General features: G+C 50.3%; 23 protein-coding genes and 1 other RNA gene. 7 read left to right on the top strand and 17 right to left on the bottom strand.

All coding sequences use genetic code 11. The annotated features are described in order from the left end of the window. Window positions 1-31: 31 nt before the first annotated feature. The 12 genes from rfaE1 to gyrA all read right to left on the bottom strand — a co-directional run bounded on the left by rfaE1 (window position 32) and on the right by gyrA (window position 14,873). Complete coding sequence (rfaE1, locus tag ACO0KV_RS07830) at window positions 32-1,000, bottom strand: D-glycero-beta-D-manno-heptose-7-phosphate kinase (RefSeq protein ID WP_423041568.1); 969 nt, start codon at window positions 998-1,000, stop codon at window positions 32-34. Between the two features lie 29 nt (window positions 1,001-1,029). Next, entirely contained in the window at window positions 1,030-2,403 is a 1,374-nt protein-coding gene (locus tag ACO0KV_RS07825) for a UDP-glucose dehydrogenase family protein (RefSeq protein ID WP_423041566.1), read from the bottom strand. Between the two features lie 172 nt (window positions 2,404-2,575). Next, window positions 2,576-3,751 (bottom strand): lipopolysaccharide assembly protein LapB, encoded by a 1,176-nt coding sequence (gene lapB, locus ACO0KV_RS07820; protein WP_423041564.1) that lies wholly within the window; start codon window positions 3,749-3,751, stop codon window positions 2,576-2,578. Between the two features lie 112 nt (window positions 3,752-3,863). Continuing rightward, entirely contained in the window at window positions 3,864-4,178 is a 315-nt protein-coding gene (locus tag ACO0KV_RS07815; protein ID WP_423041562.1) for a LapA family protein, read from the bottom strand. 364 nt (window positions 4,179-4,542) lie between these two features. Then, window positions 4,543-4,848, bottom strand: a complete 306-nt coding sequence (locus ACO0KV_RS07810) for an integration host factor subunit beta (protein WP_423041560.1) — start codon at window positions 4,846-4,848, stop codon at window positions 4,543-4,545. A gap of 29 nt (window positions 4,849-4,877) precedes the next feature. Beyond that, a complete protein-coding gene (gene rpsA, locus ACO0KV_RS07805; RefSeq protein WP_422999520.1) occupies window positions 4,878-6,584 on the bottom strand; it encodes a 30S ribosomal protein S1 in 1,707 nt (568 codons plus the stop codon). A gap of 132 nt (window positions 6,585-6,716) precedes the next feature. Further along, window positions 6,717-7,388, bottom strand: coding sequence for a (d)CMP kinase (cmk, locus tag ACO0KV_RS07800; protein ID WP_423041558.1), 672 nt, complete (start codon window positions 7,386-7,388; stop codon window positions 6,717-6,719). Between the two features lie 94 nt (window positions 7,389-7,482). Beyond that, entirely contained in the window at window positions 7,483-8,820 is a 1,338-nt protein-coding gene (gene aroA / locus ACO0KV_RS07795) for a 3-phosphoshikimate 1-carboxyvinyltransferase (RefSeq protein WP_423041556.1), read from the bottom strand. Between the two features lie 107 nt (window positions 8,821-8,927). Then, window positions 8,928-9,836 carry a prephenate dehydrogenase gene (locus ACO0KV_RS07790; protein WP_423041554.1) on the bottom strand — a complete coding sequence of 303 codons (909 nt, stop codon included), beginning with the start codon at window positions 9,834-9,836 and terminating at the stop codon, window positions 8,928-8,930. 7 nt (window positions 9,837-9,843) lie between these two features. Continuing rightward, window positions 9,844-10,917 carry a prephenate dehydratase gene (pheA, locus tag ACO0KV_RS07785; protein WP_423041552.1) on the bottom strand — a complete coding sequence of 358 codons (1,074 nt, stop codon included), beginning with the start codon at window positions 10,915-10,917 and terminating at the stop codon, window positions 9,844-9,846. A gap of 176 nt (window positions 10,918-11,093) precedes the next feature. Further along, complete coding sequence (gene serC / locus ACO0KV_RS07780; RefSeq protein ID WP_423041550.1) at window positions 11,094-12,197, bottom strand: 3-phosphoserine/phosphohydroxythreonine transaminase; 1,104 nt, start codon at window positions 12,195-12,197, stop codon at window positions 11,094-11,096. 3 nt (window positions 12,198-12,200) lie between these two features. Further along, window positions 12,201-14,873, bottom strand: a complete 2,673-nt coding sequence (gene gyrA / locus ACO0KV_RS07775; protein WP_423041548.1) for a DNA gyrase subunit A — start codon at window positions 14,871-14,873, stop codon at window positions 12,201-12,203. A 697-nt stretch (window positions 14,874-15,570) separates the two neighbouring features. Between gyrA and ompA the strand changes: the two genes are divergently transcribed. The 5 genes from ompA to ACO0KV_RS07750 all read left to right on the top strand — a co-directional run bounded on the left by ompA (window position 15,571) and on the right by ACO0KV_RS07750 (window position 18,869). Then, window positions 15,571-16,230, top strand: coding sequence for an outer membrane protein OmpA (gene ompA, locus ACO0KV_RS07770; RefSeq protein WP_423041546.1), 660 nt, complete (start codon window positions 15,571-15,573; stop codon window positions 16,228-16,230). A 195-nt stretch (window positions 16,231-16,425) separates the two neighbouring features. Then, complete coding sequence (gene ubiG, locus ACO0KV_RS07765; protein WP_423041544.1) at window positions 16,426-17,130, top strand: bifunctional 2-polyprenyl-6-hydroxyphenol methylase/3-demethylubiquinol 3-O-methyltransferase UbiG; 705 nt, start codon at window positions 16,426-16,428, stop codon at window positions 17,128-17,130. Between the two features lie 75 nt (window positions 17,131-17,205). Then, window positions 17,206-17,865, top strand: coding sequence for an HAD family hydrolase (locus ACO0KV_RS07760; RefSeq protein WP_423041542.1), 660 nt, complete (start codon window positions 17,206-17,208; stop codon window positions 17,863-17,865). Window positions 17,866-17,929: 64 nt separating this feature from the next. Further along, window positions 17,930-18,289: a transfer-messenger RNA gene (ssrA, locus tag ACO0KV_RS07755) on the top strand. A 364-nt stretch (window positions 18,290-18,653) separates the two neighbouring features. Then, on the top strand, window positions 18,654-18,869 hold the full coding sequence (locus ACO0KV_RS07750; protein WP_423041540.1) for a hypothetical protein: 216 nt from the start codon (window positions 18,654-18,656) through the stop codon (window positions 18,867-18,869). Window positions 18,870-18,913: 44 nt separating this feature from the next. On the opposite strand, the gene ACO0KV_RS07745 is transcribed toward ACO0KV_RS07750, so the two are convergent. Genes ACO0KV_RS07745 through ACO0KV_RS07725 form a run of 5 tightly spaced genes read right to left on the bottom strand, consistent with a single transcriptional unit; the run spans window position 18,914 to window position 21,774 of the window. Continuing rightward, window positions 18,914-19,387, bottom strand: coding sequence for a hypothetical protein (locus tag ACO0KV_RS07745; RefSeq protein WP_423041538.1), 474 nt, complete (start codon window positions 19,385-19,387; stop codon window positions 18,914-18,916). Continuing rightward, window positions 19,384-19,755 (bottom strand): site-specific recombinase resolvase, encoded by a 372-nt coding sequence (locus ACO0KV_RS07740; RefSeq protein WP_423041594.1) that lies wholly within the window; start codon window positions 19,753-19,755, stop codon window positions 19,384-19,386. Before ACO0KV_RS07740 ends, ACO0KV_RS07745 begins: the two co-directional genes overlap by 4 nt. After that, the gene (locus tag ACO0KV_RS07735) at window positions 19,755-21,134 is read right to left on the bottom strand and encodes a recombinase family protein (RefSeq protein ID WP_423041536.1); all 1,380 of its coding nucleotides are present in this window, start codon (window positions 21,132-21,134) and stop codon (window positions 19,755-19,757) included. Before ACO0KV_RS07735 ends, ACO0KV_RS07740 begins: the two co-directional genes overlap by 1 nt. Further along, the gene (locus tag ACO0KV_RS07730) at window positions 21,131-21,583 is read right to left on the bottom strand and encodes a DUF2924 domain-containing protein (protein ID WP_423041534.1); all 453 of its coding nucleotides are present in this window, start codon (window positions 21,581-21,583) and stop codon (window positions 21,131-21,133) included. Before ACO0KV_RS07730 ends, ACO0KV_RS07735 begins: the two co-directional genes overlap by 4 nt. Next, window positions 21,583-21,774 carry a hypothetical protein gene (locus ACO0KV_RS07725; protein ID WP_423041532.1) on the bottom strand — a complete coding sequence of 64 codons (192 nt, stop codon included), beginning with the start codon at window positions 21,772-21,774 and terminating at the stop codon, window positions 21,583-21,585. Before ACO0KV_RS07725 ends, ACO0KV_RS07730 begins: the two co-directional genes overlap by 1 nt. Before the next feature lie 160 nt (window positions 21,775-21,934). On the opposite strand from ACO0KV_RS07725, the gene ACO0KV_RS07720 reads away from it, so the two are divergent. Both ACO0KV_RS07720 and ACO0KV_RS07715 read left to right on the top strand, forming a co-directional pair. After that, entirely contained in the window at window positions 21,935-23,056 is a 1,122-nt protein-coding gene (locus ACO0KV_RS07720; RefSeq protein ID WP_423041530.1) for an ImmA/IrrE family metallo-endopeptidase, read from the top strand. Between the two features lie 12 nt (window positions 23,057-23,068). Beyond that, window positions 23,069-23,590 carry a hypothetical protein gene (locus ACO0KV_RS07715; protein ID WP_423041528.1) on the top strand — a complete coding sequence of 174 codons (522 nt, stop codon included), beginning with the start codon at window positions 23,069-23,071 and terminating at the stop codon, window positions 23,588-23,590. Window positions 23,591-23,625 lie beyond the last annotated feature (35 nt).

Here is a 23,625-nt window from a genome sequence, read left to right as displayed (position 1 = left end):
GCAAGAATTAGGTTGACGATTTTTTTGTTATTTATGTTAATGCTGCTTCGACCGGAAACAATTCCTCGTGAGAAACAGTGGCTGTACCGAGCTTTCCAACAACGATGCCTCCAGCACGATTAGCAATGACGACAGCATCTTGCATACGCATGCCATTCGCCATCATCACAGCCATGGTGGCAATGACTGTATCACCAGCACCAGATACATCAAACACCTCACGTGCCATCGCAGGAACATTGACAATATCATTTTCAGTATAAAGCGTCATTCCCTCCTCAGATCGTGTCAACAGCAATGCCTCCAAACGTAAATCCTGACGCAACTTCTGCGCTTTGACAGTCAACTCTTCTTCGCTATACCATTCCCCGATAACTTGTTTGAGTTCGGATTTGTTTGGCGTCAGTAAGGTAGCGCCTGCATAACGCGCAAAGTCGCTACCTTTAGGATCAACTAGCACCAACTTGCCAGCGTTTCTCGCCGCTTCGATCATGGTCGTTACATTAACCAGACTGCCTTTGGCGTAATCAGAAAAAATAACGACATCAGACGCACTCAACAACGCATTGAAACGATTTAACTTATCCTTGAGAATTTGCTCGGTCGGACGTTCTTCAAAATCAATACGAATCAACTGTTGCTGGCGCCCAATCACACGCAACTTAATAATGGTAGAAATCTGCGTATCACGGCTCAGATAGCTCGTAATACCAAATTTATCTAATAAGCCATTGATCGTATTACCCGCCTCATCGTCACCAATAACCCCCATTAACCCAGCGCCAACCCCGAGAGCAACGGCGTTGAGAGCAACGTTAGCGGCACCGCCAAGACGTTCTTCACGCCGCTCTACCCGGACAATAGGTACTGGCGCTTCCGGTGAAATACGATTAACTTCACCAAACCAATAACGATCTAACATGACATCGCCGGCGATTAAAATGCGCTTTTTCTTTTGATCTGAAGACATGATTTGTTCTGACTGTTCGACGTGTTTCATTTGTTCCGCTGTTCCAATAACTATTGATCTCATTTACGGGTGAGAACAGAACGGCCAATACCATGGTATTCAATACCAATTTCGGTCATGATTCCAGGCTCAAACAAATTACGTCCATCGAAAATCACTGGCTGCTTAAGGCGGGCTTTTACCTGATCAAAATCAGGACTACGGAAAGCCTTCCATTCAGTCACAATCGCTAATGCATCAGCGCCATCTAAGGCATCCATCGGATTTTCTGCAAACCGAATGGAGGAAAGTAATTCAGGACTATCAGCAAAATCCAACGCAAACACCCGTTTTGCCTCTTCCATCGAGACCGGATCATACACCGCGACTGTGGCGCCGCTGCGTAATAACTCTTCCAATAAAACACGGGAGGATGCCGCGCGCATATCATCAGTATTGGGTTTAAATGCCAGTCCCCAAATTGCAAAATGACGGCCTTGCAGATTTTGCTCAAACCGTTGTAAGATTTTTTTGCCCAGCACTTGTTTCTGACGCGCATTGACCGCTTCAACCGCCTGCAAGATCAACAAATTTAAGCCGTAATCCTGGGCGGTACGTTCGAGTGCCTGAACGTCTTTCGGGAAGCAAGAACCACCATAACCACAGCCTGCATATAAGAAGCTATGTCCGATGCGAGGATCAGAGCCAATGCCATGACGTACCGCTTCAATGTCCGCACCAACATGATCTGCCAAGTTCGCTAGTTCATTCATAAACGAAATACGGGTCGCCAGCATCGCATTGGCAGCATATTTAGTGAACTCAGCGGAGCGCACGTCCATCCAGTAAGTACGCTCATGATTGCGATTGAAAGGGGCGTACAATTTCTTCATCATGCTACGCGCTTTGTCTCCTTGAGGGGTGCTATCGCAGCCAATTACGATGCGATCAGGTCGCATGAAATCCTCTACCGCGGCACCTTCTTTCAAGAACTCGGGATTAGACACAACCGAAAAACTTGCTTCAGAATTGCGTGTCGTTAATTCACCCTGCAATGCCGCACCGACGCGGTCAGCGGTTCCCACTGGTACCGTTGACTTATCAACGATAACCTTGAAACCAGTCATGTATTTGCCGATGTTGCGTGCAGCGGCGAGCACATACTGCAAGTCAGCAGAGCCATCTTCATCGGGTGGTGTACCGACGGCAATAAACTGAACATCGCCATGCGCGACACTCGCTTCAACCTCTGTCGAAAAACGGATCCGGCCTGCGGCACGATTACGAGCAACGACTTCTTCTAAGCCTGGCTCATGAATCGGAATACCGCCGTTGTTCAAAATCTCGATTTTTCTGGCATCAACATCAAGGCAAAAAACATCGTTTCCTAATTCAGCGAGGCAAGCACCTGTCACTAAACCAACGTAGCCAGTACCAATAATAGTAATTTTCATTTTGTGATCACAATCTAAAAAATGCAGATGTTATTTTAGGTGTTCAAGAAGTCACTCTGTACCGATTTTCAAAAGAGCCCATATCAAACGACTACATAAAGCGACAGCTTGAAAGCAATAAACCTCTTTAAACAACGCAACAACAATGACGTCACACCACGTAATTCATGACTTAGTTCATGACGTTTAATTCTTCTGTACGGCGTGGCGGATATGTCTCCCAACGACTACAGCCTGGGCAATGCCAATAAAACTGACGGGCTTTAAAACCGCAATGTGAACACTGATAACGAGCCAACTTCTGGGCATAGCCATGGACCAAATTTTTCACAATAGCTAACTCAGGCCGAACCTCTGGCGGCGCATCGAGCATGCGTGCGTCAAGCAACTTATCTAACCCAAGTAAAGTTGGGGTACGACGCAACTCATCACGGACCAATTGGTTGGCAGCAGCAACTGAGTCTAATTCCAGCGTCGCTTTAAACACGACCTCCAACAAATCGATCGAAGGCGCTTCGGCGAGATAATTCTTTAATAAATTCAGGCCTTCTTGTGGACGCTCTAACTTACGATAGCCATCCATCAAACGCTGCGCAACCAACGCGACATGCGGAACACTTTGTTGTTCGACGCGACGCCAAGCTAACACAGCTTTCTCGGTATCGCCATGCGCCTGATAAACATCACCATACAAGATCGTCGCTCTTACATTGTTGCGATCCGTTGCTAATGCTTTATCAAGCATGGCCAGCGCTGCCTCAGCATTGGTATGAACCAATTCATCTTCGGCGATTTCGCAGTAAAACTGCGCTATTTCTTTTTGCCTACCGCCAGCACCTGCTTCTTGCAGGGCGTGTGCAGCATCAATTGCTCTCGCCCACTCTTTTTCACGCTGGTAAATTTCTAGCAAAGCGCGTCGTGCCTGTGCCTCATATTGGCCGGACAGCAATACCGTAAAAGTTTCTTCAGCGCGGTCAAGCAACCCTGCTTTTAAATAATCTTGACCAAGTTCGAATCGCGCTTTGGTCTTCTGTTCAATGGGCAAGTCGGGACGAGCCAGCAAGTTTTGATGCACGCGGATAGCACGTTCAGTTTCACCGCGACGACGAAACAAATTACCCAGTGCAAAATGCAGCTCAACAGACTCGGGATCAAGACGAACAATTTCAATAAACGCATCAATTGCTTTATCAGGTTGCTCGTTGAGCAAGAAATTAAGTCCCTTAAAATACCCATTTGGCAAACTACGTGACTCCGATAACAACTGACGGATATCGACGCGGGCAGCCATCCACCCTAACGTAAAAAACAAAGGGATACCGATCAACCACCAAATTTCAAATTCCATTTTTTATTATTTTCTTTCAAATAGCCAACAATGAGATCGAAGATGAGACCGACGATTTCAGACCGCGCACGCGTTCTAATACTGGGCTAGCAACACGCTGCCAAGTCTAATTTCAAGTGTTACGAATGCTATCAGGTTGTGGTGCCTGTGTGCTAGCACGCTCCGCCTCTTCACGCTCTTTTTCAATTTCAGCCAGTGTCTTTTTGTGGCGATGCAGGTCACGACGATGGCGGTAAATCATCGGCACCATGGCTAAAATCCCAAGAACCGCACCACAAACAAAAAATACCAACAGCATGATCACTAACGGTGCTTTTTGTTCATATCCAAAAAAATAATGGAGCGTGACTTCACTATCATTTTTTAATGCAAATCCGAAGAACATCACAAAAATGATAAAGGTAAGTAGCCGGGAAACATATTTCATGGACGCATCCTAAAAGAATAGACAACTTAGACAGAATATAATCCTGCTTGAGGGTATTCAAACAGCAAGTTACAGCCACTTCAACACGCATTGAGAAGCAATCAGCAGCTGTCACGTTTGTGAGATGCTAAGCATCTTTCAAGCTTGAACGACTCAGAACAAAACGACAGAACATCATGCACAAACACCACAAAACGTTTCGTCATTTCAACATAACATGAAGGTCACTATCGCCTATGGCGAATATCTTTATTGTGAACTAAATTACTAAAAAAGTAGACATTGTACTGAAAAAAAACGGCATACCGGAAAAACCGATATACCGTTCTTTATTTTGCGTCAATCGCAAAGTCCGACGACCCGTCTAATCATCTCGAATCAGCTGCCCTACCATGGCATCGACACGTTCGCGCAATTCCTTACCTGGTTTGAAATGCGGCACCCGTTTTTCAGGAACCATCACTTTATCGCCAGACTTAGGATTACGACCTATCCTTGGTGGACGACTGTTCAGAGCGAAACTACCAAAACCGCGGATTTCGATGCGTTGCCCTGTTGCCAAGGCATCGGACATCGCATCAAGTATGGTTTTGACAGCGACATCCACATCTTTAGCTACCAGTTGTGGATACCGCTCTGCCAGACGAGCAATCAGCTCCGACTTCGTCATATGTATGAGACCTAATGACTAGATTGAGCTTAGTTTTTGTTGTCGAGCTTAGCTTTCAACAACGCGCCCAGGCTTGTAGTACCGGAAGCTGCGTTAGCGTCAACGGCTGTTGACATTTTTTGCATTGCTTCTTGTGTTTCAGCGCTATCTTTAGCTTTGATAGACAACTGGATACCACGAGCTTTACGGTCGATGTTCAGAACCAACGCTTCAACGCTATCGCCAACTTTCAGGTGTGTACCAGCATCTTCCACGCGATCGCGGGAGATTTCGGATGCACGCAGGTAGCCTTCAACGTCGTCTGCCAATTGGATGACTGCGCCTTTAGCTTCAACAGATTTCACTGTACCAACAACGATCGCACCTTTGTCGTTCATTGCGCAGTAGTTGTTGAATGGGTCACCTTCCAATTGCTTAACGCCCAGGGAAACGCGCTCACGTTCAACGTCGATTGCCAGAACGATGGCTTCCAGCTCGTCACCTTTCTTGAACTTGCGAACTGCTTCTTCGCCAGCTTCGTTCCAGGACAAGTCAGACAAATGTACCAAACCGTCGATGTTGCCGGACAAGCCAATGAACACGCCGAAGTCAGTGATAGATTTGATTGCGCCACGAACTTTGTCGCCTTTCTTGTGATTGATCGCGAAATCATCCCAAGGATTAGCTTTACATTGTTTCATGCCGAGGCTGATACGACGACGTTCTTCGTCGATTTCCAGAACCATGACTTCAACTTCGTCGCCCAATTGAACTACTTTGTTTGGTGCAACGTTTTTGTTTGTCCAGTCCATTTCGGAAACGTGTACCAGACCTTCGATACCTTGTTCTACTTCAACGAACGCGCCGTAGTCGGTCAGGTTAGTTACTTTACCGAACAGACGTGTGTTCGCTGGGTAACGACGGGACAAGCCTGTCCATGGATCATCGCCCAATTGTTTTACGCCCAGAGAAACACGGTTTTTCTCTTGGTCGAATTTCAATACTTTTGCAGTGATTTCTTGACCAACTGTCAACACCTCGGAAGGGTGACGTACACGACGCCATGCCAAGTCGGTGATGTGCAACAAGCCATCGATGCCACCCAGATCAACGAACGCGCCGTAGTCAGTGATGTTTTTAACAACACCAGTAACCACTGTGCCTTCTTTCAGAGTTTCCATCAATTTTTGACGCTCTTCGCCCATGGATGCTTCAACAACAGCACGGCGGGACAGAACAACGTTGTTACGTTTGCGGTCAAGCTTGATAACTTTGAATTCCATGGTTTTGCCTTCGTAAGGAGTTGTATCCTTAACTGGGCGTGTATCAACCAAAGAACCTGGCAAGAAAGCGCGGATGCCGTTCGTCAGAACAGTCAAACCACCCTTAACTTTACCATTAACTGTACCAGTAACGATCTCGCCAGACTCCAGCGCTTTTTCCAGCGCGAGCCAGGAAGCGAGACGTTTAGCTTTGTCACGGGACAAAATAGTGTCGCCGAAACCGTTTTCCAGCGAGTCAATCGCTACGGAAACGAAATCGCCGATATTAACTTCCAGGTCACCCTGGTCGTTTTTAAATTCTTCAACAGGGATGAAGGCTTCAGACTTCAAGCCTGCGTTCACGATCACGAAGTTGTGGTCGATACGAACGACTTCAGCAGAAATCACTTCACCGGAACGCATATCCTGACGTGACAGGGACTCTTCGAACAAAGCTGCGAAGCTGTCTGCACCGGTTGCGAAATCTTGGGACATGAATACAGTAGACATAATATTTACGAGTTAGCCGGAATAGCACAACGGCACTATTTACCGGGTTAGGTTAAACAACCCTTTAACAAGCTTGCCTCATTAAAGGGGACGTACAACACACGTATCTTTAAAAAATTACGCAGATTTTTGTGTTTTTGCAAACCATTCCAACACGTTTTGCACCGCTTGTTCAGCGGTAATTTCTGACGTATCGAGAATAATTGCATCTGGTGAAGGCTTGAGAGGCGCTGCTGTTCGGGCACTATCCCTTGCGTCACGTTCTATCAAATCTTTTACCAAGTTTTCCATATTAGCAGAAATTCCCTTTTCAATCAATTGCTTATATCGACGACCTGCGCGCGCCTCAGCACTTGCTGTTAAGAAAACTTTTAGTTGCGCATCCGGAAAAATCACGGTACCCATGTCCCTTCCATCGGCCACTAGACCAGGCGTATTGCGAAATGACATCTGTAAATCGACCAGTGCCTTACGGACGTCGGGTAACACAGCAATTTTAGATGCCGCAACACCAATCGCTTCAGCCCGCACCTCTTCGGTAACATCAACGTCATCGAGTAAAACGTGACCATGATTAAAACGACAAGGCAGCGTACGCGCTAATGCAGCAATCGCCGGTTCATCGTCGAGGGCAACCGATGTTTGCTGCGCCATCAACGCAGTTAATCGGTACAACGCGCCAGAATCGAGGTAGTGATAACCCAGATGTTTGGCGACACGGTGCGCGACTGTCCCCTTACCGGAGGCGGTTGGTCCATCGATCGTAATAACTGGGCTAGGTTGTGACATGTTGGTGTATTTCCGTAAAAATCATTTCTTGTTCATGGCGACTGCGAAGACATTGTATAAGTTGCAGCTAATTCAACGCAAAATGATCGTTGAATTAAAAAAGCTCGCGGTGATTAATTTTAGCAAATACCTCAAAATAATCTGGGAAAGTTTTAGCAACGCACTGCGGATCATTGATGCGGACAACAGCACCACGCCTTGCTTTACCGTCAAGGCTTGCCAATGAGAAGCACATTGCCATTCGATGATCATCATAGGTATCAATCGTCGCAGGCAAGATCTGCGCAGGCGGCGTAACGGTCATATAATCCGCGCCCTCCTCGACGACCGCGCCCAGTTTGCGTAACTCGGTTGCCATTGCCGATAAGCGATCTGTTTCTTTGACCCGCCAGCTAGCGATATTACGTAGTGTGGTTGTGCCTTCTGCGTAGAGAGCAGCAATAGCGATCGTCATTGCAGCATCAGGGATATGATTGAAATCCATATCAATTGCGCGCAATATGCCATTGGATTTCACCTCTATCCAGTTATCACCGCGGGTAACAGAGGCGCCCATTTGCTCAAGGGCCTCAGCAAAACGGACATCGCCCTGAATACTATCAAGGCCAACACCCTCAACACGGACCGGACCACCTGTGATGGCACCGGCGGCAAGGAAATAAGACGCAGAAGAGGCGTCACCCTCAACATGCACCACGCCAGGTGCCTTATAGTGTTGCCCACGTCTGATCGTGAACGCCTGCCAACCATCACGCGCCACATCAACACCAAAGCGTTGCATCAGGTTCAGCGTGATTTCGATGTAAGGCTTAGAAATCAGCTCACCCACGACTTCAATCTCCACATCATGCATCTTCGCCATCAATGGCGCGGCCATCAGCAATGCCGTCAGAAACTGACTCGACACATTGCCCTTGACCTGCAAACGTTGCCCATGAATGTGGCCGCGTTGGATATGCAACGGCGGATATCCAGGATTGCCCGTGTAGTCAATCTGCGCTCCGGCATGATTTAACGCATCGACCAGATCGCCGATCGGACGTTCATGCATACGAGCCACGCCGTGCACGGCGTAATCACCGCCGATAACAGCAAGGGCCGCGACTAATGGACGAATTGCTGTCCCTGCATTACCCATAAACAAATCGGCCTGATGATGTGGAAAATTTCCATTCACGCCGTGTACGATGTAATTCTGCGTTTCATCTTCGCGCTCCCAGCGCACACCGAGCTTTTGCAGTGCATTCAACATCACCATGGTGTCATCGGAAGACAACAGGTCTTTGATCTCGGTCACCCCCTCTGATAATGCAGCAAGCAACAACGTACGGTTAGAGATACTTTTCGAGCCAGGCAGACGCACTGTTCCCTGCACCTGCATGACAGGTTGTAGATCAACGTAATGCGGGTAGTGTTTATTGTGTTGTGTCATTCTCGTTCTAACTTTTATCTGATGTGAGCCATAAAATGGTCATTTTTGCGATTCTATCTCCACATTGCAACCAAATGACATGTGCGGCACGCTGAGAAGCACAGAAATCAATCACCACCTTCGCGATGCTGCTTTTCTGCTGCTTCAATCGCGCTAATCCAATTATGGCGCGCTTGTTGAGCGCGACTGTAGACGCTTTCAATTCCAGCACTGTCTGCCTGCACCAAATACGCACGCAGCTCAGCAAGGCGCGCCATATAAGAATCGAGCTCTTCGAGCATTGCAACGCGATTGGCCAGCGTGATATCGCGCCACATTTCCGGAGAGGAGCCAGCAATACGCGTAAAGTCTCTGAAGCCGCTGGCAGCGTATTGGAACAAGGTATCGGCATGGGGTTTACGCGCAATATCGTCCACCAAGGCGTACGCTAACAGATGCGGCAAATGGCTGACCGCCGCAAACACAGCATCATGCTGTTCGGGTTGTAAATAATGAATGATTGCGCCACATTGTTGCCACGCCCATGCAACGCTGGCGACATCATCCTCGGCGTTCTCAGGCAAACGGGTAATGACTGCTTTTTTACCCACATACAAATCAACCAGCGCAGCTTGCGGACCATTCAGTTCGCGCCCCGCAATAGGGTGTGCTGGTACAAACTGGGCGATCCTGTCACCCAAGGCGCGACGTGCGGCAGCAACGACATCCGCCTTTGTACTACCAGCGTCAGTCACAATGGTCTGTGCTTGCAGAAACGGTTGAATTGACCGCAGGATAGATTCTGTCTGCGCAACAGGAGCAGCAATCAGAATCAGATCAGCACCAGTCACTGCTTCTTCAATGGAGGTCGCAATATGATCAATAATACCTAGCTGCTTCGCTACTTCCAACGATGCTTGGCTACGGCCAACACCCACGACTTGCTTGACCGCAACGGATTTTTTCAATGCTAATGCAAACGATCCACCAATTAAACCAACACCAAAAATAGCGACGCGATTAAATACTTTTTGCATCGCTCACTCACAGAGTACAAGGGTAAGAACCCAGAATTTTGAAGAAAGCCGCTTTATCGTTCAAATCAGCCATGGCTGCAGCTACTTTGGCATCCTGTACGTGCCCCTCAACATCAACGTAGAAATAATATTCCCAGTTACCAGTTCGTGCCGGACGAGATTCAAAGCGAGTCATTGATACTCCGTGCTTGGACAATGGTGCGAGCAAATTATAGACCGCACCCGCTTTGTTTGGCGTTGCCAGCACGATCGAGGTCTGGTCCTTACCGCTCGGCGTTGTATGCAATCGTCCGACGACGGCAAAACGTGTACGGTTATGTGGATCGTCCTGAATATGTGCGCTCACAATACCTAAGTTGTATTGCTGCCCAGCGATTTCACTAGCGATGGCAGCAACCGTAAAGTCACCACTCGCCATTCTTGCTGCTTCCGCGTTAGACGCGACAGCATGACGTTCAATATGTGGATAGTGTTGATTGAGCCACGCCTGACATTGCGCAAGCGCTTGAGAGTGCGCGCAGATGCGGCTGATCCCTTCCATGTTGCCTGATTTACTCATCAGACTATGCTGCACAGGAATCGCTAACTCGCCACTAATGGACAGGCTGGTTTGCAACAGCAAATCGAGGGTGCGGTTGATTGCCCCTTCCGAGGAATTTTCAATAGGCACAACGCCAAAGTCAGCAGTGCCAGCTTCAGTCGCACGGAATACTTCATCAATCGACACACATGGCAATGCCTGAATCGCGTGACCAAACTGTTTATACACGGCCTGTTCACTGAATGTGCCGACAGGTCCTAAAAATGCCACGACAACGCGACGCTCAAGCGCACGACAAGCCGACATAATTTCACGGAAAATCAGTTGAATATCGTCACTTAATAAAGGACCGGGATTGCGCTCGGCGACGCTACGCAATACCTGTGCTTCGCGCTCTGGACGAAACACAGGTGCATTGGTTTCTGCCTTGACGTGCCCAACTTCTTCGGCAACGCATGCCCGTTGATTCAACAGATCTAAAATCTGTGCATCGATAGCATCAATTTTTTGACGTAATGGGAGTAATTTATTATCGCTCATGCTGCACCTAAAAACCGTGTTTGATCATTGTATTGACAGCTCACACGAAAGTGAGCTGCGTGATATGTTACGCATTCATGCCAGACTTTTGGTCTGGATCGGCAGCACTACGGTTTCCAGGTGATGGGGGATACCATGCTCAGAAAAGGCTGCCGTTTGGCGTGAGTTTAATGTGACTACGAACGTGATGTTCGCGCAAAGTCTTGCATAAACTGAACCAGCGCCTGCACACCGTCGATTGGCATTGCATTGTAGATTGACGCACGCATCCCGCCAACAGACTTATGCCCTTTCAATTGCAGCAAACCCCGCGCTTTGGCAGCGGCAAGAAAACTGGCATTAAGGGACTCATCGTTGAGATAAAAAGGAACGTTCATCCGAGAGCGGAATTCTTTTTCCACACGGTTTTCATAGAAATCCGTTGAATCCAGATAATCGTAAAGCAAACGTGCCTTCGCAACGTTTCTTTCTTCCATCGCTGCCACACCACCTTGGCGCTTGAGCCACTGGAATACCAGGCCCGCAATGTAAATCACATACGTCGGTGGCGTGTTGTACATGGAGCCGTTATCGGCAATGATTTTCCAGTCGAATGCAGACGGGCAGTAAGGCAAGGCGTGCCCCAATAAGTCTTCGCGCACAATCGCAATCGTTAAACCTGCAGGACCAATATTTTTCTGCGCACCGCCAAAAATCACACCATAACGACTCACATCAATCTGGCGCGACAAAATATGCGAAGACATATCAGCAACAATCGGCGCACCGTTGGTATCGGCAGCGACATCAGGAGCAAAATGGTATTCAACACCATCAATGGTTTCGTTGGTACACAAATGCACGTAAGCGGCATCTGGTGTCAGCTTCCAGCTGTCACGCGCCGGAACACAGGTAAAACCATTATCAGCGGATGAAGCGGCAATATTCACTTTGCCGTACTTTTGCGCTTCTTTGATAGATTTACCACTCCAAGAACCCGTATGCACAAAATCAATCGTCGCATCAGGACGCGCACCCATCAGGTTCATCGGTACGATGGCGTTTTCACCCAGACCGCCACCTTGCAAAAACAGGATTTTGTAATTGGCTGGCACTGCCAGCAAATCACGCAAATCTTGCTGCGCGGCATCCATGATGGACATGAATTCCGCGCCGCGATGACTCATCTCCATGACAGACATACCGCTACCATGCCAATCTAACATTTCGGCAGCGGCTTGCTGCAATACCTCTTGCGGCAATACCGCGGGACCGGCTGAAAAATTGTAGATGACCGTCATACTTTACTCCGCTGTATCTGTATCAGAACCTGAGGCTGCACTGGTTACATCAACTTCGTTTTCACTAGCATCAACTGATCCTGGTACATCAGGGTCAGCATCCGTTTCGACGATACGCTGCAAGCCAGACAGTTTCGTACCATCTTCAACAGCAATCAGTGTCACACCTTGCGTTGCACGACCCATTTCACGGATTTCTGATACCCGTGTACGAATCAATACGCCACCTGTCGTGATCAGCATAATTTCGTCAGTAGTTTCTACCAGCGTTGCAGCAACCACTTTACCGTTACGCTCAGAAGTCTGAATCGCAATCATGCCTTTCGTACCGCGACCATGGCGTGTGTACTCTGTGATTGGCGTACGTTTTCCGAAACCATTTTCAGTTGCGGTCAATACCGATTGCTGTTCATTTTCAGCAACCAGTAATGCAATCACTTGCTGTGACTCGTCCAGATTCATGCCACGAACGCCACGCGCCGTACGACCCATCGGACGCACATCGTTTTCATCAAAGCGAACTGCTTTACCAGAATCAGAGAACAACATCACGTCATGCTTACCATCGGTCAACGCTGCACCAATCAAGAAATCGCCTTCATCCAAGTCTACTGCAATAATGCCGGCTTTACGTGGATTACTGAAATCAGTTAATGGTGTTTTCTTTACAGTACCAAGGCTGGTTGCCATAAAGACGTAATGATCTTCAGGGAAGCTACGGTTATCACCTGACAACGGCAAGATCACGGTAATTTTTTCACCATCTTGCAGCGGAAACATATTCACAATAGGTTTGCCACGCGACGAGCGTGAGCCTTGTGGTACTTCCCAGACTTTTAACCAGTACAGACGACCGCGATTACTGAAGCACAGAATGTAATCATGCGTGTTCGCCACAAATAATTGTTCGATCCAGTCATCGTCTTTAGTTGCTGTCGCTTGCTTGCCGCGACCGCCGCGTTTTTGTGCGCGGTATTCGGACAGCGGCTGCGACTTCATATAACCGGTGTGTGACAAGGTCACAACCATATCTTGCGGCGTAATTAAATCTTCAGTTTCGAGATCAGTAGCATTGTGCGTAATTTCTGAACGACGAACATCTTTATTGCCTTCGCCGTATTCATTTTTCGCCAAGGTTAGCTCATCAGTGATGATGGTTGTGACGCGTTCTGGCTTAGACAGAATATCGAGCAAATCAGCGATTTCTGCCATCACCTCTTTGTACTCATTAACAATCTTGTCTTGTTCCAGACCAGTCAGGCGTTGCAAACGCATTTGCAGGATTTCTTGCGCCTGGTCATCAGACAATTTGTATAAACCGTCATTTTGAATACCGTAATGCGCAGGTAAATTCTCTGGGCGGAAAGAAACGATGCCTGCAGGATTATCTGCTGCTGTGCGTGTCAGCATCTCACGTACCATGGAGCTATCCCATGCACGTGTCATCAACTCTTGCTTCGCAATCGGAGGCGTTGGAGCTGCCTTGATAATCGCGATGAAATCATCGATGTTAGCCAAAGCAACCGCCAAACCTTCCAGAACATGACCACGTTCGCGTGCTTTACGCAATTCAAATACAGTGCGGCGCGTCACGACTTCGCGACGATGTGACAAGAAGCATTCCAACATTTGCTTCAGATTCAGCAGTTTTGGTTGACCATTCACCAACGCCACCATGTTCATACCGAACGTGTCTTGCAACTGCGTTTGTTTGTACAGATTATTCAGCACTACGTCAGGCACTTCGCCACGTTTCAACTCGATCACAACGCGCATACCAGATTTATCCGATTCATCACGGATATCTGAAATACCTTCGAGCTTTTTGTCGCGCACTAATTCTGCAATGCGTTCGAGCAGCGATTTTTTATTAACTTGGTATGGCAACTCGTCAACGATCAGCGCTGTACGATTGTCTTTACCGAATTCTTCAAAGTGCGTTTTCGCGCGCATGACGACGCGACCACGACCGGTACGATAGCCATCACGAACACCTGACACGCCATAAATAATACCGGCGGTCGGGAAATCTGGTGCAGGAATGATTTCAATCAGCTCATCGATCGTGCAATCGGCGTTACGCAGCACATGCAAAGCACCGTTGATGACCTCAGTGATGTTGTGCGGAGGGATATTGGTTGCCATCCCGACCGCGATACCGGAAGCACCGTTGATGAGCAAGTTAGGAATGCGTGTCGGCAAAACAGACGGCTCTTTTTCTTTACCGTCATAGTTAGGGACAAAATCGACCGTTTCTTTTTCGATGTCAGCCAGAATTTCATTAGCGATCTTATCGAGGCGACACTCGGTATAACGCATCGCTGCAGCATTATCACCGTCGACAGAACCGAAGTTGCCCTGACCATCGACTAAGGTATAACGCAAAGAGAAGTCCTGTGCCATACGCACCAGCGTGTCGTAAATAGAAGCATCACCATGCGGGTGATACTTACCCATGACTTCACCGACAACGCGCGCGCATTTCACAAAAGGGCGGTTGTAGACGTTGTTCATTTCATGCATCGCGAACAACACGCGGCGGTGTACAGGCTTTAAGCCATCACGCACGTCCGGCAAGGCTCGACCTACGATCACGCTCATCGCGTAATCGAGGTAGCTCTTGCGCATTTCTTCTTCAAGGGAAATCGGGAGTGTTTCTTTTGCGAATTGATCCATTGGCAGGCCGGCAAATTAGAGCTTGGTTAAATGATGACGCCATCTTCTTAAATGACGTTGTTACTCAAACTGAGATTCAGCTTTTAAGCAACCTTACGGCATTAATTGATGTAGCGTTTAACTCTTGATTCTAACATGCTCAAGCCCCTGAAGCGGCACAAAATAGCGTTTCAGCACATCAATCAAGCATCCCTGACAACTTTCAGCTGATTCAGTTGAAAAGCAGACTCGAATATCGCGCCGCAGCAAAACAAGCCTTGAATGACTTAACACCCCTTAAAAAAGCGTCCATAAAGTGACCAAGGTTACATTCCGACACAAAAAAAACCTCAGCACTTTCTCCAATCTCAATTGCATGACATAAAAAACAGCGACAAATTCACTCCGGATAACAACACAAGGAGAGCCAAAACAATGATTTACAATTCAAGAAACTTATTCAAACTCGATTAAAATTAGCCTAAAATCAACAAACATCCGGCATTTCGTTGCCAATACACGACATAGTTTTACGTTCGTTGCTTTAATGAATTAACAAGAACACCTATACACCTTTTATCTATGGCAAAATATCAATCAATGGTAAAAGCCTGTTTGACGAAATGGTATTGTTATCAAGCACGTGGTATCATCCGGTTTTATGCAGCATTTTGCGCAGTTTATCTGCGGTAATTCAATCTCACCCGAGAGGAGAAATATGAAAATTTTAGTTAAGCTCGTTATCGCAGCGTCCGCAGTGGCTTCTTTTTCTGCATCCGCACAACAAGACATCAAAGCAAGCACACCAAAAAGCGGCTACGTTCAAGACGGCCGTGGTGTAATCGCTAGAGATCCGTTTGGTCTGTGCTGGCGCACTGGCTACTGGACACCAGCTGATGCGGTTCCAGGTTGCGATGCACCATTGGTTAAAGAAGCTGCTCCAGCACCTGCTCCAGATCCAGCACCAGTTGTTGCGCCTGCACCAGCACCAAAACCAGTTGCTCCAGCGCCAACTTCTGAAAAAGTTACTTTCGCTGCTAGCGCATTGTTCGATTTCGACAAAGCCGTATTGAAACCAGAAGGCAAGAAACAACTGGATGACATGGCTGCTAAGTTGAAAGAGATCAACCTGGAAGTTGTTGTTGCTGTTGGTCACACTGACTCTGTTGGTACAGATGCATACAACCAAAAATTGTCCATCCGTCGCGCAGAAGCAGTTAAAGCGTACCTGGTAACTAAAGGTATCGAAGCTAACCGCGTGTACACAGAAGGCAAAGGCAAAAAACAACCTGTTGCTGACAACAAAACAGCAGAAGGCCGTGCTAAAAACCGCCGTGTAGAGATCGAAGTTGTTGGTACTCACACAGTAACTAAATAATTAAACTCAGGTTTATTTATTGAAAAACCCCGCAAATGCGGGGTTTTTTATTTCTCCCTTCCCTTCTCTCTCCCATCCACAACTCCTTTTCCCCGTCTGTCACTTTCCAGATTGATGCCGGCTAATGCGGCAAGTGTCCGAATCGCCTACAATACGCTCTTTGCCATTCACACTTTGTGCCAGAGTGATTACATCATGTCTACCATCAACGCAGATCCAGCAGAAATTCAAAAATTCAGTGAACTCGCCCATCGCTGGTGGGACCCGACCTCTGAGTTCCGTCCGCTTCACGAAATCAATCCTTTGCGTCTTGAATGGATCAACCAACGCATTCCATTAGCAGGCAAAAACGTTATTGACGTCGGCTGCGGCGGCGGTATCCTTGCCGAATCCATGGCAAAAAAAGGCGCTACCGTTACGGGGATCGATCTCTCTGACAAAGCACTTAAAGTCGCCGATCTGCACGGTCTAGAATCTGGCGTGTCGGTCCGCTACAAAAAAATCCCCGCGGAAGAAATGGCAGAACTAGAGCCTGGACAATTTGATGTCGTCACTTGCATGGAAATGCTCGAACACGTCCCTGATCCAGCATCAATCATTCGTGCATGCACAAAGATGGTCAAACCTGGCGGTCACGTCTTCTTTTCCACCTTAAATCGCAATATCAAATCCTACTTGTTTGCAATTATTGGTGCCGAATACGTCTTGCAGTTACTTCCAAAAGGAACGCACGACTATGCTAAATTCATCACCCCAGCGGAGCTGACGCAAGACGTTCGTAACGCCGGTTTAGATTTGCATGTAATGAAAGGCCTTGGCTACAACCCACTGACCAAGATGTACTCACTCAATAATGACACCAGTGTCAATTACATGATTGCCTGTACAAAGCCAGTCTGATAAAGCGCCGCTCTCATATATTCAGGCGCTGTCAGTTTCTTGATGCGCAGCACCTGAATCATTCTTTCTGATTCCATGCAAACACCAAAAGCAATCTTATTTGACCTCGATGGCACTCTCGCGGACACCGCTCCAGATCTGGCCGCGGCAGTCAATGTCATGCGTAGCAACCGTCAACTCGCCCACGCCCCCTATGAACATCTGCGCCCCTTTGCATCTGCTGGTGCGCGAGGGCTGATCGGTGCAGGTTTTAATGTAACGCCAGATGCTCCTGAATACGAGGTAATGCGTATCGAGTTTTTGAATCAATACGCGTCGGCTATTGCGATTCACAGTCAACTTTTTGAACAAATACCGACACTATTGAGCGGATTAGACGCATTGCAGCTACCTTGGGGCATCGTCACAAATAAGGCCATGCGCTTCACCAATGCCTTAGTGCCACTGCTTGATCTTAAACAAGCCCGCTGCGTTATCTCTGGTGACACGACACCACACGCCAAACCTCATCCTGCGCCGCTCTTAGAGGCGGCTAGGCAGCTCGCTATCGACGCGCAGCACTGCTGGTATGTTGGCGATGATTTGCGTGATATCCAAGCCGCAAAAGCCGCAGGCATGCTGAGTATCGCAGCCGCGTGGGGTTATTGTGGAACGACGGAACCACAACACTGGGAAGCAGACGTAGTACTCAACACCCCCCAAGAATTACTGGAACTTGTCCGCACAAGAGCCTGAACAGCAATTGGCACTTGAATCCTCTGCTTTCATCCCCATTATTGAGGTATACTAGCAAGGCTTAGGGGTCGACCAGGTTTCGACAGGGGTTGCAAAGCAGTGCAGGGCATACCGAGGCCAGACTACCTCGTAAATACAATCTGAAATTTATAACTGCAAACGATAACTCGTACGCATTAGCCGCTTAATACCGGCTAACCTTACACTACCTCGTCCATAGGGTGGGCTGGCAACAGCAGTAAGGACATTCATATGGAATCGTCTTGAGTCGGGTTACTTGGCTCAGGATTAAATAATAGGTAACTCGTCTTGCCGCAGCGTGTGCGTCCGCGTCGTCAAGATTAAATCAAATGGCAGCACTAAGTATGTAGAACTGTCTGTAGAGTGCTTCTGGACGCGGGTTCGATTCCCGCCGACTCCACCATTATTTGAAATCCCAACTCTTATCGGTTGGGATTTTTTTTGCCCGAAGCCCCAGTGTTGGCGCGGTTTCGGGCCGTTGCCTCGCGCGCGTTAAGCTGGGCGACCAGTCGTTTTCGACCCAATCCGGTGCTCTCTGTTGTCTTTTTTCTCTGGTGGTCTCGCGAGCGTGCGCGAGGGCATTTCCTTTGCTGGCGCGGGTTTGGAGCCGGGCGGTTGTAGTTGAAAACTGCTGTAGCAGTTGAGATTGAGAATTGGTGAAAGCGGCCGACAATCGGTACGTCTTTTCATTGCTTGGCTAATATCCAGACTGGGCGCACCATGACGCAATACAACGAGGAGTGCCAATGAAGGACGTGAAGGATGTAATGCCGATTCGGTCCCAGACCGAGTATGAATCGGTGCTGCAGGCGATCGAAACCTTGTCCAAGGATGGGGCTAGCGATGCTCGGAATTGTCGACTGAGGGATCTTAGGCAGCGCGCAGAGGCCTACGAGCAGCGCCAGCGAATTGATCCCGAGCGCTTACGTGCGTTGGAAGATCTTGCGAATGAGGCCCAGAAGTTAGGGATGGGCTACGAATGAGAAATGACCGCCCCGAGGCGGTTTCCGGCGCTGGTACTGATGCGTCACACCGTCGGCGCGAACACCCGCGTCTGATCGCGCCAGACATTGGGTAAGGGACGGCGCATTACTTGTTCCAACACGACGTCTGGCGCACTGACTAATCTTTCCACGACCTCAGGGGCCACCAGGGTCAGCCGCATTATGCGGCGCACCTGTGTCACGTCTATGCCCTCGGCCTCCGCGATCTCGGCCACCGTGCCAACCCTCTGCTCGTCCAGCAACCGCTGCCAGTGATAGGCCAGCCCGAGGGCACGCAGCAGCGCGGTGTCCTGCGTCAATTCGCGAGCCAGCCGCTCTCGGTGTGCTTCTGGCAAGAATTCCTGAGGCGCGTCGAGTGGCGTAATGACTTGCATCTTGATGCCCCGTTTCACCAACGTCCAGGGCACAAAGGTTTCCAGTTGCACGCCGCCCGCCGGGGTCGGCAGTTGATAGGTGACCGGTTCACCCTTGATCCGGCCACGGTGCTTCTTGCTCATGCGTCCTCCTCAAAGCGCTTCAATATCTGCCGCTGCGCTTCCCAGCTCACAGGCAGCGGATTGCGTTGGAACCAGATCAAATTCATCCGGCGTGGCTGCCGCCCAGTCATCAACAGATCGATGATGTCTGGCGCGAGCAATGTCAGGCGCATCAGCTCGTTGGGCACGGACGAGTGCAGCCCTTCCGCCCGCGCGACATCCGACCCGCTCTTCATCACATTCGTATCCACGAGGTGCTGCCAGTAAAACCCCCGCGCCACACCTTCCAGCAGGGTTACGTCATGGACATGGCGATGGTCAGAGGCAACCCGCCGCGCGCCGCGACGGTGGAATGCCAGCGGCACGAAGGTTTCCAGTGAGTCGTCCATCATCCCTCGACCTCCAGTAATTCCGCGCCGATTCCGCGAGGGGCGAACTCGCCGACCAGGCTATTCCAGCCCAGCTCTTGCCACTTCACCTTGATGCCCTGCACCTCGCCAACATGGACGAGGTCGATCCGCTCGATCATCAGATTGGCTATGCGGTGGCGCTCGACCGGGAACAACTGATCCCACACGTTGTTCAGCCTGCCCATCGCCATGACAGTTGTAGCCTCATCAATCTGAGCCCCGTTGCGCTGGATAAACCGCACCACCGACGCGATAGATTCGGGGCTGGTCAGCACAGTTCGAATCTGGGCGATCACCGCCGCCTCGATTTCCGGTGCCGGCAGACGCTCATAACCTTTGCCTGGCGCGCCGAATCTGCTCTCGGATTTGGACACGTAGTAGTGGTACTTGCGTCCGTTTTTGCGCGAGTAGGTTGGGTACATCCGCTCGCCAGACGGCGCGTAAAGCAAGCCGCGCAGCAGCGCGTCGGTGCGCGACCGGATTTTGGTTTCCACCGACCGGCCGTGCGAATCCTTGGACAGCACCGCGTGTACGCGATCCCACAGACCGTTGTCGATGATGGCGGCGTGTACGCCGGGGAACCATTTCCCCTTGTGAGAAATCTCGCCAAGGAAGATGCGATTGCGCAGCAGCTTGTGCAGGTACTTCTTGTCGATTTGCGTCCCGGTGCGGATCTGGCCTTCCTGCGTCGTCCATGCCTTGGTGGTAATGCCCTCGGCGGTCAGGTCGGCGGCAATCTGCGTCGGCGAGCCGATGGTCAGCATCTCCTCAAAGATGCGGCGTACCACAGCTGCCTCAGTCTCGTTGATGACCAGCAAACGATTCTCGACGTCGTAGCCCAGAGTCGGCACACCGCCCATCCACATCCCCTTGCGCTTGGCCGCCGCGATCTTGTCGCGAATACGCTCGCCGGTGACCTCGCGTTCGAACTGGGCGAAGGACAGCAGCACGTTCAGCATCAATCGTCCCATGGACGTGGTGGTGTTGAACTGCTGGGTGACCGAGACAAACGACACGTCGTGGCGCTCGAACACCTCGACCATCTTGGAGAAGTCGGCCAGGCTGCGTGTCAGGCGATCGATTTTGTAGACCACGACGATATCGACCAGCCCCCGTCCGATGTCGGCCAGCAACCGCTTGAGCCCTGGTCGCTCGGTGTTGCCGCCGGAGAAACCAGGGTCATCGTAGTCGTCAGCAATCGAAATCCAGCCCTCGCTGCGCTGGCTGGCAACATAGGCGTGACCGGCTTCTTTCTGAGCATCAATGGAGTTGAACTCTTGGTCGAGCCGCTCATCCGAGGACACACGGCAGTAGACTGCGCAGCGTTTGCGCGGCTTGCTGTTGGCAATTTCGCTCATAACGCACCCCGCTTGCCAGCCAGGCCGAAGAACAAGGGGCCGCTCTGGTGGGCGCCGGTGATGTGTCGCGCAACGGCTGTCAGGCTTTTGAAGGCACGCCCTTCATAATCAAAAAGCCCTTCGGCGGTGACGGTGACGCGGTGCTCCCGCTCGGCCCATTCGCGCAAAATGATCGTGCCGGGCGCGAAATTGAACTCGCGCGGTTTGGCGCGCAACTTGATTTTGGAATGCTTCGCGCCGATGGCTTCCAGACGCTGCTTCGTTTCGGGCGCGAGCCCGCCGAAGGCGTCTTCTTGCAGTTTGTAAGCGATGCGGGACTCGACGTGCGTGCGGTTTGGATAGTCCGGGCGGCGCGTGAAGTACCGATCCCACAGCGACCAGAGTTCGGCCATCGGCAGGCAGGCCAGTTCGGCAATCCGCGCTGCGACGGATGCTTGTTTTTCGTTCATCACATTTTCTCCTGTTGATAGGGAGTTGTATGAACGCTCTGGTCGGGCAGGAAGACAAGTCCTTCTGCTCTCTGTTTTGGATTGTCTGCGACGAGGGTGCGGACGATGGCGGCTGCAAGGATGGTGGTGATTTCGCCAGCACGGGCGCTGGCGCTCATCTCCCGAGGAGATGCGAGTTCGAGGTTCTTCATGACGGCTCCAAGGAATAGCAACAGTCATGAATACTGAGCCCGATCCCCCGAAGAGGATGGCAATGCAGGGTAAATCAAAACCATGCAATACTAAGAACGCAATAAATTCTTGCTTTTTGTGTTTTGCAAGAATAAAATACCGATTTAGGAGGTCACAGCCATGTTCGAAAAAATCTCGCAAAAGCTAATCGGCTTCCGCGTCAAAGCGGCGCGTGAGGCCAAAGGCTGGACACAAGATCAACTCACTCAAGGCCTGGGGCTCAACGACCGGCAGTCGGTTTCTGACATTGAGAACGGGAAGCGCTCGCTCAAGCCAGAAGAAATGTTGGCGTTGTCCGACTTGCTTGACCGTGATCTTGAGTTCTTCATCGACCCGTTTGCCGTCGCCGGCGAGGCACAGTTTTCTTGGCGGGCCGCGCCCGAGGTGCCAGAGGATGGTCTGGATGGGTTCGAGATCAAGGCCGGCCAGTGGATTGGTTTGCTTCGGTGGTTACGAGAGCAGCGCGACAGTCGGGCAAGTGTGCTCAAACGCGCACTGCGGCTATCCGCTCAATCGTCCTACGAGGATGCCCAGGAGCGCGCGGAGAGTCTGGTTGCCGAGCTTGATTTAGGTGTCATCCCGGCCGAAAGCCTGATCGACAAGATTGAGCGCGAACTGGACATTCCGGTGCTGTTCGTCGATACGATCGACGCTGCCGATGGCCAATCCATCTCGGGGGCGACCTGTCACCTTGAGGAGATGGGCGTCATTTTGATCAATCGGAATGAGAGCGAAGCCCGCAGATTTTTTGATTTGGCTCATGAGCTATTTCATGCGCTGACTTGGGATGCAATGAAACCCGAGCACCGGGAATCTAATTCCATCGAAGACCGCAATAAAGGCAAGCGCATTGAGCAACTGGCAAATAGCTTCGCCGCCACGCTGCTGATGCCGGCTGCATCCCTTGACAAACTGATTGAACGCGGTCGTCTCGACGATATCGCGCATCTCTGTGAAGTTGCAGCTCTGCTACGGGTTGCACCTGTCACGCTGGCATGGCGACTGTTCAACCTCAAGCTCATCGGTGTCGACACCCGGCGCGCCCTTTCGCAAGAAAAGCAGCGGGCATCGGTGTCAGGTCCGCCAAAGCGGTTCTCACCGACTTTCGTGAAGATGCTTCACGAGGCTCTGGAGAACGGAAGACTGTCGGCCCGTAAAGCGGCAAAGGCAATGGGTCTTGGTTTAGGCGGGTTGACCGAGCTGTTTGCTCAGTACGACCTCACTGCACCGTTTGAGCTGTGAGGTGAGCAACGTATGCCGAAAATCCGAGTTTTCGCGGACACCAATGTCATTCTCGAATCGTTCCGCACGGGGTGCTGGACGGCCATCAGCAACCATTTCGCCATCGAGACGGTAGAGAAGTGCGTTGAAGAAACACTGACCGGCAATCCTGGTGATCCCCGCCACGTTGCGGTTTCGCCAGCCGCCCTGAATGCAGGACTTGCCGGCCGGCATTCGGTCACCCGCAAGGAACTCGCGACCCTGGTCTTGAGCAACCCGTCGTGCGGCACGCTCGACGATGGTGAGAAGCATCTCTTTGCTTGGCTGTTCGCCAACAAACTGCTGCCTTCTCAGGTCATCGTGGTCACGACAGCTGACAAGGCGGCTCTGGTGGCCTCGAATGGGCTGGGCTGGCTCGACTGCATGAGCTCGCTGGAGGATCTGGCTCGAAAAGCTGGCGTCGGGCGGGTCAATCTCGATGCCCTTGCCCTGCAATACCGGGACGACTGGCTGTCCAGCATCAAAACCAAAATCAGGTTGGGAATCATCCCGTGACAGACATCTGACGCTGGGGGCATCCATCAAAGGGA

The sequence above is a fragment of the Undibacterium sp. RuRC25W genome (assembly GCF_049339825.1).
In the GTDB taxonomy this organism is placed as follows: Bacteria; Pseudomonadota; Gammaproteobacteria; order Burkholderiales; family Burkholderiaceae_D; genus Undibacterium.
This window is presented reverse-complemented; position numbering and strand designations above follow the sequence as displayed.